The sequence below is a fragment of the Streptomyces sp. CB01881 genome, assembly GCF_002953255.1.
Taxonomy (GTDB): domain Bacteria; phylum Actinomycetota; class Actinomycetes; order Streptomycetales; family Streptomycetaceae; genus Kitasatospora.
Map to the genome: position 1 here is coordinate 5,801,134 of NZ_CP026498.1, position 10,681 is coordinate 5,811,814.

Consider the following 10,681-nt stretch of genomic DNA (forward strand, 5'->3'; position numbering starts at 1 on the left):
ACCACCGCTCACCGCTGGGCCGCCGTGCCCGGCGGTACGCCGTGTCCCGCCACGGCCGTCAGGAATGAAACTACCCGCCCGGTGCGCGGCGAGTCCGGCGGGCGGCCGGGTTGGCGGCGACCGGTACCGGTGCGAACGACCGAAGCGGCCCCGCGCCGGGGCCCCGTACCGGGACAAAGCAGCCCGATCCGGTGGGTTTCAGGCGTCGGACAGCGGGGAGGAGTCCGGACGAGAACCGGAGCCATCTGTCGGCGGACCGGCCGGTGCAGGAAGCAACCAGGACCCCTTCCCGCGCCCCGCGTCCGCACCCAGGACCGCACCGCCCGCGAGCGCACTGGTCAGCGCAGCCCGGGCGGCGCGGCCCGCCTGCGTCCGAGCACGGGAACGCGACACAGCCCCCGGCCGCGGATCGAGCGGTCGGGGGCTGCGTCGGACAGCGGTCGCGGTAGCGGATCTCCGGTACCGGCTACCGGCGTTCTAGTACCACTGGTGCGACTGCCAGAACGACCAGGCGCCACAGGGGCTGCCGTAGCGGCTGTTCATGTAGTTCAGACCCCACTGGATCTGCGTCGCCGGGTTGGTGCGCCAGTCGGCACCCACCGAGGACATCTTGGAGCCGGGCAGCGCCTGGACCAGGCCGTAGGCGCCGGAGCTCTTGTTGGTGGCGGTGTAGTCCCAACCGCTCTCGCGCTTCACGATCTGACTGAAGCACTGGAACTGGGCGTCGCTGCCGACGATCTGCTGGGCGAGCGCCTGGACCGAGCCGGGGCTGACCGAGACCGGCGGGGCCGACGTGTCGGTGGCGGCCATCGCCGAGCGGGCCTTGGAGCGGTTGGCGGCGGCCTCGTCGGCCTTGCGCTTCTCGTCGGCGGCCTTGGCGGCCTTCTCCGCATCGGCCTTCGCCTGCGCGTCGGCCTTGGCCTGTGCGTCGGCGGCGGCCTTCTGGCGCGCGGCCTCCTCGGCAGCCTTCTGCTCTGCCGCGGCCTTGGCGGCGGCGTCGGCGGCGGCCTGCTGGGCGGAGGCCTGGGTGCCGATGTTGTCGCTGATGGTCTGCGCCTGGGCGCCAGAGGGGACTTCGGCAAGCAGGGTCGCGCCGGCGACATCGACCGTCTGCGTCGTCTTGCCCTCGCTGCCCGAGGCCATACCAACGACGGCACCGACAGCGGTGACGGCGGTGGCGGAGGCCACAGCAACTCCCCGGACCGAGATCCGAGTCACATGGATTCCTTCCAGCATCGCCCACGCGTGACCGTGCGGACGCAACATGCCCCTTGGCGCTGCCCTCCGTACGGTGCTGGTCACGGGAGGTACTGACCCGGCGCCGGCCGAGGTGAGGCGACCAGGCGTTGAGATCGGGCGGCGTACGGCTCATCGGTGTTCAATTGTGCGTCCACCTACCGGAGTTGGCGGACCATCCGGACCTGACCGCCGGTTGCCCGGAAGCCCTGTCGCGCCGTACGCGGGGCCTGACAGAACCCTCACCATGCCGCACCGGGCACTGTCGACGCAATTCCCCGTTGCGTGGCGCATCTCACATTTACCGCACCGGAGTTCTCCGGACAGAAAGCACTCGATGTGATGAAAGGGACGGGGGGCCGCCCCGTCAGGAGCGGGCCCCACGCCCGGAATTGACCGTATTGTCCGACTATGTCCCGACCGGGCGGATCACGGCTGGATGTCCTCCAGCATCTCCGTGACCAGCGCCGCGATCGGCGAACGCTCGGACCGGGTGAGCGTGATGTGCGCGAACAGCGGATGCCCCTTCAGCTTCTCCACCACCGCCACCACGCCGTCGTACCGGCCGACCCGGAGGTTGTCCCGCTGTGCCACGTCGTGGGTGAGCACCACCCGCGAGCCCTGGCCGATCCGGGACAGCACCGTCAGCAGGACGTTGCGCTCCAGCGACTGCGCCTCGTCCACGATCACGAAGGCGTCGTGCAGCGAGCGCCCGCGGATGTGGGTCAGCGGCAGGACCTCCAGCATCCCCCGCGAGATGACCTCCTCGATCACGTCCGGCGTGGTGACGGCGGAGAGGGTGTCGAAGACCGCCTGCGCCCAGGGGCTCATCTTCTCCGTCTCGGAGCCCGGCAGGTAGCCGAGCTCCTGGCCGCCGACCGCGTACAGCGGCCGGAAGACCATCACCTTGCGGTGCTGCCCCCGCTCCAGCACCGCCTCCAGCCCGGCACAGAGGGCCAGCGCGGACTTTCCGGTACCGGCCCGCCCGCCCATCGAGACGATGCCCACCTCCGGGTCGAGCAGCAGGTCCAGCGCGACCCGCTGCTCGGCGCTGCGCCCGCGCAGGCCGAACGCCTCGCGCTCGCCGCGCACCAGCCGGACCCTGCCGTCGCCGGTGACCCGGCCGAGCGCACGGCCCCGCTCGGAGCTGAGCACCAGTCCGGTGTGGACGGGCAGCTCGGCGACTCCCTCGATGTCCACCGCGGCGTCGTGGCCGGCCGCGAACAGCGCGTCCACGTCGTCGGCCGGGACGTGCAGTTCGGACATGCCCGTCCAGCCCGAGGTGACCGCCAGCTCGGCCCGGTACTCCTCGGCGAGCAGGCCGACCGAGCTGGCCTTGATCCGCAGCGGGAGGTCCTTGGAGACGACGGTGACGTCGTACCCCTCGGCCTGAAGGTTGCGGGCGACCGCCAGGATCCGGGTGTCCGCCTCGCCGCCGCCGGCCCGGTAGCCGACCGGCAGTATCGACAGGTCGGAGTGGTTGAGCTCGACCCGGATGGTGCCGCCGAGTTCGCCGACCGGGATCGGCTCGTCGAGCCGGCCGAACCGGATGCGGTAGTCGTCGAGCAGTCGCAGCGCCTGCCGGGCGAAGTAGCCCAGCTCCGGATGGTGCCGCTTGGCCTCCAGCTCGGTGACCACGACCACCGGCAGGACGACCTCGTGCTCCTCGAAGCGGGTCATGGCGAGCGGGTCCGCCAGGAGCACGCTGGTGTCGAGAACGTACGTGCGCCGGTCTGGTGTCCGGCGGCTCTTGGAACTGACCACTAGGCCTCCAGGGCGGATGACCCTGCGTCATCCGCGGCAAGCCGGCCCCCGCTGCCCCGGTGGCCTCGGGGCCGGTCTGACCGGAGTATTCCCAGGCGAGGGGCGGTGCATTCGCGTCCCCGGCGAACTGACGGATCATTGCCGGTGAACGTTTGGCCTCGCCCCGGGCCCGGGTAGGCCAGCTCCTACGGGGCAGTCGCGCGGCGGCCCGGCGAATCGGCGTCCGGCCCGATCGCACGGTGCCCCGGGCCGGCACCGCGGCGACCGGCCCGGCGGCTCCCACGAAGGCCCGGAGGACCGGGCACGTTCAGACCGCGGTCGGGCCAGGGGTCACGCCGGGTCCGGGCCGGGGTCACACCGGAGCCGGGCCAGGGCTCAGAGCCCCATCCGCCGGTGCCGCTCCTCGTACGCGCGCAGCGCCCGCAGGAAGTCGACCTTGCGGAAGGCCGGCCAGTACGCCTCGCAGAAGTAGAACTCGCTGTGCGCGCTCTGCCAGAGCAGGAAACCGGAGAGCCGCTGCTCGCCCGAGGTGCGGATGACCAGGTCCGGGTCGGGCTGGCCCTTGGTGTAGAGGTGCTCTGCGATGTGCTCGACGTCGAGGATCTCGGCCAGCTTCTCGATCGACGTGCCACGCCCGGCGTGCTCCTGGAGCAGCGAGCGGACGGCGTCGGCGATCTCGTGCCGACCGCCGTAGCCGACCGCCACGTTGACGGTGATGCCCTCGATCCCGGCGGTCTCCTCGGCGGCCCGCTTGAGCACGTCCGCGGTGTGCTGCGGCAGCAGGTCCAGCGCGCCGACCGGGTTGACCTTCCAGCGGCGGGCGGCGGCCAGGCCGGTGACGGCGTCCTCGATGATGCCGAGCAGCGGGACCAGCTCGTCGGCCGGCCGGGAGAGGTTGTCGGTGGAGAGCATCCAGAGCGTGACGACCTTGACGTGCGTCTCGTCGCACCAGCCCAGGAACTCGCTGATCTTGTCGGCGCCGCGCTGGTGACCGTAGGCGGTGGAGCCGCCGGTCGCCTTGGCCCAACGGCGGTTGCCGTCGAGGATCACGCCGATGTGGTGCGGGGTGCGGGCGAGGTGGACCTCGACCCGGCGCCCGTAGAGGCCGTACATGCCGTCCAGCAGGGTGCGCAGACCCGGCGTGCGTTCGACGACATCGCGCAGACCCATGGTTTTCGGCCCCTCCGTAACTCTTCACCGGGGTGCGTCACAACCCCCGGCGCAGCCTACTCCCGCGCGGACGCGCTGGGTAAAGCCGCAGGTAGCGGTCCGGTCACGGTCCTGTGCGGAGTCTGTTGCGACCGGCGCGGCGAGGGTGGCCGGAAGGCGCCCGCCGGAACGCCGGGCGACCGCCGGGTCGACGGCTACGGAACGGTATCCGATTCCTTAAGGAATCCGTAAGCCGACGATCGATGCTTGACGACCACCAATGGTCTAGTCCAGCTTTTGACCCAGGGCGGAACAAGCACCGAACCGCCGCCCCGCCCGAGGCAGTACTGCGGACCTCCCCTCCCCCACACGCGGCCGCCGCGCCCCCCACCGCGGCGGCCGCTCCTCCCCCAGGAGCGCACCTCCATGGCCCGTACGCTGAACCAGCCCGCGCACAAGCGCCGGCGCAGCACCCTTCCGGCCCTCGCCGCCGGCGCCACCGCCCTCGCCCTCGCCGGCAGCGGTCTGGCCCTCTTCGCCGGCGGCGCCAGCGCGGCCGCCGGGAACCTGGTCACCAACGGCGGCTTCGACTCCGGCTCACTGGCCGGCTGGTCGTGCACCGGCGCCGCCACCACCGTCTCCACCCCGGTCCACTCCGGCAGCGGCGCGCTCCAGGCCGCCCCGGGCGCCGGGGACACCGCCGAGTGCACCCAGACCGTCAGCGTGCTGCCCAACACCGGCTACAGCCTGAGCGCCTGGGTCCAGGGCCCGTACGTCTACCTCGGCGCGCGCGGCACCGGCGGCACCGACCCGAGCTCGTGGTCCAACCAGAACAGCTGGAACCAGCTCTCCTCCACCTTCACCACCGGCGCCAACGTCAGCAGCATCACGCTGTACCTGCACGGCTGGTACGGCCAGAGCGCCTACCTCGCGGACGACGTCGTGCTGAGCGGCCCGGGCGGCACCTCCACCCCGAGCCCGACCACGACGCCCACCCCCACCGCGACCGCCACGGCCACCGCCTCGCCGACCGCGACGCCGACCCCCACGGCCACCGCGACCCCGACGGCGACCGCCACCCCGACCCAGACCGCGACGCCGACCCCCACGGCCACCGCGACCAGCACCCAGCCGCCCGTCACCGGCCTGCCCAAGCACGTGGTCACCGGCTACTGGCACAACTTCGACAACGGCGCGACCGTCCAGAAGCTCGGCGACGTCCAGAGCGCGTACGACATCATCGCGGTCTCCTTCGCCGACGCCGTGCCGACCAGGACCGGCGCGATCAGCTTCACGCTCGACCCGGCGCTCTCCAAGGCCCTCGGCGGCTACACCGACGCGCAGTTCCGCGCCGACGTGAACGCCAAGCGCGCGGCCGGCAAGAAGGTCATCCTCTCCATCGGCGGCCAGAACGGCGCGATCAGCGTCAACGACGCCACCGCCGCGCAGGCCTTCGTCGACACGGCCTACGCGATCATCAAGGACTACGGCTTCGACGGCATCGACGTCGACCTGGAGAACGGCGTCAACGCGACGTACCTCGGCAACGCGCTGCACAGCCTCCAGGCCAAGATCGGCCCGAACTTCATCCTGACGATGGCCCCGGAGACCATCGGGATGTACAGCACCGCCGGTGCCTACTTCCAGCTGGCGCTGAACACCAAGGACATCCTGACCGTCGTCAACACCCAGTTCTACAACTCGGGCGGCATGAACGGCTGCGACGGCAAGGTCTACAACCAGGGCACCATCGACTTCATCACCTCGCAGGTCTGCACCCACATCCAGGGCGGCCTGCGGCCCGACCAGGTCGGCATCGGCGTCCCGGCGTCCAGCAAGGCGGCCGGCGGCGGCTACGTCTCGCCGACCGTGGTGAACAACGCGCTCGACTGCCTGGCGACCGGCAAGAACTGCGGCAGCTTCGTCCCGCCGGCCAAGTGGCCCACCATCCGCGGCGCGATGACCTGGTCCACCAACTGGGACGCCAACAACGGGAACGCGTTCTCCAACGCGGTCGGCCCGTTCGTCCACCAGATGCCGTAACTCCCCCGGCCCGTCGCCGGACTCCCGCCGTCCGCCCCGGGGGCGGGCCGGAGTCCGGTGCCGGGCCACGGCGCGGCGCCCCTTGAGGGTGGGGCCTGCGCGCCGTCGTGCGGGCCCGTCGTACCTGACCGGTACGGCGGGCCCGTTCGCGTTTCTCCATGCCCGCGCCCGCGCCCATGCCCGGCCTACTGCAACAGCACCGCGGCCAGCGCGCCGAGCAGCAGGAACGGGCCCATCGGCAGTTCCAGCCCGCGCACCGGGCGCCGCCGGACCAGGGCCGCGACGGCCCTGGTCACCCCCCAGAGCCCGGCGAGCGTCATGGCCGCGAACAGCCCGGTGAAGGCGGCGGCCCAGCCGTACCGGCCGAGCAACGCGCCGAGGCCGAGCGCCAGAACGGTGTCCCCATCGCCCATCAGGCCGAACCAGGAAGGCAGTTCGAAGAGCGCGGCGGCGGCCAGCGCCACCAGCAGGCAGCGCAGCAGCACGCCCGGGCGGCCGTCCGCCAGCTCCAGCACCACCAGCAGCAGTGCCAGACCGGCCGTCAGCGTCCAACTCAGCGGGTACGGAAGCCGGTGCACCCGGGCGTCGATGAAGCCGAGCACCACGCCGGGCCCGGCCGCCCAGAGCAGCAGCAGGGCGTCGCCCGGGTGGGCCGCACTCAGCGCCGCCGCGGCCGCGGCGGCGGTGACCGCCTCCACCAGCCAGGCCCGCGGGCCGCCCAGCCGCTCCCGGCAGCCCGGGCAGCGCCCGGTCGGCGGCAGTCCGCGCAACTCCCGTGCGCAGGACGGACATGCGGTGCACCACGGCTCTCCCTCGGGCACCGCGTACCGCAGCACCAGCCCGCGCAGCGCCGGCGCCACCAGCAGGCCGGCCAGCACCGCTCCGAGTACGGCGACGACCACAGCAACCCCTCCCGCCCCACCCGGCTTTTCCCGCCCCGGGAACCAACCCGCTATTGTCCTCGTCCGAGCCAGAGGCGGCGCCCGACCTGATCCGGGGCGCCGCATCGACGACATCATCCAACGGGGAACACATCTTGACGAACACCCAGAAGGTCCTGCGCGCCGGTCTCCCGGTCGCGGCGCTCGCGATGCTGCTGACGGCCTGTGGGCCGGACAACGCGGACCCGGCCGACCCGGCCGCGGCGGGCGCCGGCGGCGCGGGCACCACCGCCACGGCAGCGGCCAGCTCCGCGGCGGCGGCGACCGGCGGCACGGCCGGCACCGGCGGCGCGGCCACCGGCGGGACCGGCGCCAACCCGGCCCCCACGGCCACCACCAGCGGCAACCCGATCGGCGGCGCGAGCGGCGGCAGCGGCAAGGTCGGCTTCGCCAACCCGCTGGCGCTCACCGCGACCGGCAGCTACCAGGGCAAGACCAAGGCCGACGTGACCCCGGTCTCGGTGGTCAAGGGCACCGCGGCCGAGATCGCGCCGTTCAACTTCAAGCCGGCCGAGGTGGAGGGCAAGACCCCGTACTACGTCACCGTCTCGTTCACCAACCGCACCGGCGCCCCGCTGACCGACGAGTACTTCATGATGCGGTTCAAGGTGAACACGGACGCCAAGGCGTCCGGCATCCTGCCGGCCCCGGTCGTCATGAAGTCGATCCCGCAGTGCGACGCCGGCAAGAAGCCCGGCACCCTGCCGGACGGCCAGGCCCAGCAGCAGTGTGCGGTCTATCTCGTTCCGAACGGCACTCCGCCGCAGTTCCTCACCTTCGGCAGCGTTCTGGACACCGAGCCGCTGGTCTGGAAGGTCGGCTAAGCCCCCCGCCTGCCGATCGAAGGCAGGCGCTGAGGGCGGTCCGGCGCGTGTCCCAGCACGCGTGCCGGACCGCCCCGCCGTACCCCTAAAGTAGGCAGGCATGCAGGTCATCCAGTCCAGCAAGCTCGCCAACGTCTGCTACGACATCCGCGGCCCGGTGCTCGACGAGGCGATGCGGCTGGAGGAGCAGGGCCACCGCATCCTGAAGCTCAACACCGGCAATCCCGCCGTGTTCGGCTTCGACGCGCCCCCCGAGATCCTCCAGGACATCCTGCGCAACCTCTCCTCCGCGCACGGGTACGGGGACTCCAAGGGCCTGCTCTCGGCCCGCCGCGCCGTGGTGATGCACTACGAGGACCGCAGCCTGCACGGTCTCACCGTCGAGGACGTCTTCCTCGGCAACGGCGTCTCCGAGCTGATCCAGCTGGCCATGACGGCCCTGCTGGACGACGGCGACGAGGTGCTCGTCCCCGCGCCGGACTACCCGCTCTGGACCGCCTCGGTCTCGCTGGCCGGCGGCACCGCCGTGCACTACCGCTGCGACGAGCAGTCCGAGTGGTACCCGGACCTCGCCGACATCGAGTCCAAGGTCACCGACCGGACCACGGCGATCGTGGTGATCAACCCGAACAACCCGACCGGCGCGGTCTACCCGCGCGAGGTCCTGGAGGGCCTGGTCGACATCGCCCGCCGGCACAAGCTCGTGGTCTACGCCGACGAGATCTACGACAAGATCCTCTACGACGACGCCGAGCACATCCCGCTGGCCACCCTGGCCCCGGACCTCTTCTGCGTCACGTTCAACGGCCTCTCCAAGGCCTACCGGGTCGCGGGCTTCCGCTCCGGCTGGATGGTGCTCTCCGGCGACCGGCAGCGCGCCCGCAGCTACATCGAGGGCCTGACCGTGCTCGCCTCGATGCGGCTCTGCGCCAACATGCCGGCCCAGCACGCCGTCGCCGCGGCGCTCGGCGGGCGGCAGTCGATCAAGGACCTCGTCCTCCCGGGCGGCCGGCTGCTGGAGTCCCGGGACACCGCGTGGCGGCTGCTCAACGACATCCCCGGGGTCAGCTGCGTCAAGCCGAAGGGCGCGCTCTACGCCTTCCCCCGGCTCGACCCGAAGGTCTACAAGATCAAGGACGACGCCCAGATGGTGCTGGACCTGCTGCGCGCCGAGCGGATCCTGCTGGTCCAGGGGACGGGCTTCAACTGGCCCGAACCGGACCACTTCCGCGTGGTCACCCTCCCCCGCGCGGAGGAGATCGCGGACGCCGTCACCCGCATCGGCGACTTCCTCGGCGGATACACCCAGCCCTGACGGCGTTCCTCCGCGAGGGCGGCGCCGGGGCGGCCGCTCCCGGAAAAGCTACGGCCGGAGTCCCGGTCCGGACGATCTCCTTGGTCGGGGAAAGATCGTCCGGCGGGGCTCCGGCCGTCCTGTCGCTCGGTCGGTGCGCGATTCGTGCCACGCACCTCCGATGCACTCCGCTGAGGCTCAGGCTCAGCCGAGGCGCGCGACCAGGTCTCGGTACTCGTCCCACAGCTCGGTGGGCGTGTGGTCGCCGAACAGCTCCAGGTGGGCCGGGACGAGCGCGGCCTCCTGGCGCCAGATGTCGGCGTCGACGGTGAAGAGCAGGTCGAGGTCCTCCTTCGACAGCTCCAGGCCGTCCAGGTCGAAGCCCTCGACGGTCGGCAGCACGCCGATCGGGGTCTCGACGCCCTCGCCGGTGCCCTGCAGGCGCTCGACGATCCACTTCAGCACGCGGCTGTTCTCGCCGTAGCCGGGCCAGACGAACTTGCCCTCGCCGTTCTTGCGGAACCAGTTCACGTAGTAGATCTTCGGCAGCTTGGCCGCGTCCGCCTGGGCACCGACCTTCAGCCAGTGGGCGAAGTAGTCACCCATGTTGTAGCCGCAGAACGGCAGCATCGCGAACGGGTCGCGGCGCAGCTCGCCGACGGTGCCCTCGGCGGCGGCGGTCTTCTCGGAGGCGATGTTGGCGCCCAGGAAGACGCCGTGCTTCCAGTCGAAGGACTCGGTCACCAGCGGGACGGCGGTGGCCCGGCGGCCGCCGAAGAGGATGGCCGAGATCGGCACACCCGCCTGGTCCTCCCACTCGGGGGCGATGGTCGGGCACTGCGCGGCCGGCACGGCGAAGCGGGCGTTCGGGTGGGCGGCCGGGGTGCCGGACTCCGGCGTCCAGCTGTTGCCGCGCCAGTCGGTCAGGTGGGCCGGCGGCTCGTCGGTCAGGCCCTCCCACCACACGTCGCCGTCGTCGGTCAGCGCGACGTTGGTGAAGACGGTGTTGCCCCAGAGCGTCTCGATGGCGTTGGCGTTGGTGTCCACGCCGGTGCCGGGGGCGACGCCGAAGAAGCCGGCCTCGGGGTTGATGGCGTACAGGCGGCCGTCGGCGCCGAAGCGCATCCAGGCGATGTCGTCGCCGATCGTCTCGACCTTCCAGCCCGGGATGGTCGGCTGGAGCATCGCCAGGTTGGTCTTGCCGCACGCGGACGGGAAGGCGGCCGCGACGTACTTGGGCTCTGCCTGGCCCGTGGCGTCGGCCGGCGGGGTGAGCTTGAGGATGAGCATGTGCTCGGCCAGCCAGCCCTCGTCGCGGGCCATGGTCGAGGCGATGCGCAGCGCGTAGCACTTCTTGCCGAGCAGGGCGTTGCCGCCGTAGCCGGAGCCGAAGGACCAGATCTCCCGGGTCTCCGGGAAGTGCGAGATGT

At 71.9% G+C, this 10,681-nt stretch carries 8 protein-coding genes; 3 read left to right on the plus strand and 5 right to left on the minus strand.

Annotation, left to right across the window (positions count from 1 at the left end; translation table 11 throughout):
- Positions 1-477: 477 nt before the first annotated feature.
- From C2142_RS15075 to C2142_RS15085, 3 genes are all read right to left on the minus strand, one after another.
- Positions 478-1,218, minus strand: a complete 741-nt coding sequence (locus tag C2142_RS15075) for a transglycosylase SLT domain-containing protein (protein ID WP_148643118.1) — start codon at positions 1,216-1,218, stop codon at positions 478-480.
- 447 nt (positions 1,219-1,665) lie between these two features.
- Positions 1,666-3,000 (minus strand): PhoH family protein, encoded by a 1,335-nt coding sequence (locus tag C2142_RS15080; RefSeq protein WP_148643119.1) that lies wholly within the window; start codon positions 2,998-3,000, stop codon positions 1,666-1,668.
- Positions 3,001-3,375: 375 nt separating this feature from the next.
- Positions 3,376-4,170 carry an isoprenyl transferase gene (locus C2142_RS15085; protein ID WP_148643120.1) on the minus strand — a complete coding sequence of 265 codons (795 nt, stop codon included), beginning with the start codon at positions 4,168-4,170 and terminating at the stop codon, positions 3,376-3,378.
- A gap of 405 nt (positions 4,171-4,575) precedes the next feature.
- Between C2142_RS15085 and C2142_RS15090 the strand changes: the two genes are divergently transcribed.
- Complete coding sequence (locus C2142_RS15090; protein WP_148643121.1) at positions 4,576-6,192, plus strand: glycosyl hydrolase family 18 protein; 1,617 nt, start codon at positions 4,576-4,578, stop codon at positions 6,190-6,192.
- 185 nt (positions 6,193-6,377) lie between these two features.
- Here C2142_RS15090 and C2142_RS15095 read toward each other — a convergent pair whose 3' ends face one another.
- Positions 6,378-7,094, minus strand: coding sequence for a prepilin peptidase (locus C2142_RS15095; RefSeq protein WP_148643122.1), 717 nt, complete (start codon positions 7,092-7,094; stop codon positions 6,378-6,380).
- 134 nt (positions 7,095-7,228) lie between these two features.
- Between C2142_RS15095 and C2142_RS15100 the strand changes: the two genes are divergently transcribed.
- On the plus strand, positions 7,229-7,957 hold the full coding sequence (locus C2142_RS15100; protein WP_148643123.1) for a hypothetical protein: 729 nt from the start codon (positions 7,229-7,231) through the stop codon (positions 7,955-7,957).
- A 100-nt stretch (positions 7,958-8,057) separates the two neighbouring features.
- The gene (locus C2142_RS15105; protein ID WP_148643124.1) at positions 8,058-9,272 is read left to right on the plus strand and encodes a pyridoxal phosphate-dependent aminotransferase; all 1,215 of its coding nucleotides are present in this window, start codon (positions 8,058-8,060) and stop codon (positions 9,270-9,272) included.
- Positions 9,273-9,455: 183 nt separating this feature from the next.
- Here C2142_RS15105 and C2142_RS15110 read toward each other — a convergent pair.
- A partial coding sequence (locus C2142_RS15110; RefSeq protein ID WP_241002591.1) for a phosphoenolpyruvate carboxykinase (GTP) occupies positions 9,456-10,681 on the minus strand: 1,226 nt, incomplete at its 5' end.

Coding starts and splice junctions, on each gene's coding strand:
- C2142_RS15085 (WP_148643120.1), bottom strand. CDS start 4,170: ATGGGTCTGCGCGATGTCGTCGAACGCACGCCGGGTCTGCGCACCCTG.
- C2142_RS15090 (WP_148643121.1), top strand. CDS start 4,576: ATGGCCCGTACGCTGAACCAGCCCGCGCACAAGCGCCGGCGCAGCACC.
- C2142_RS15105 (WP_148643124.1), top strand. CDS start 8,058: ATGCAGGTCATCCAGTCCAGCAAGCTCGCCAACGTCTGCTACGACATC.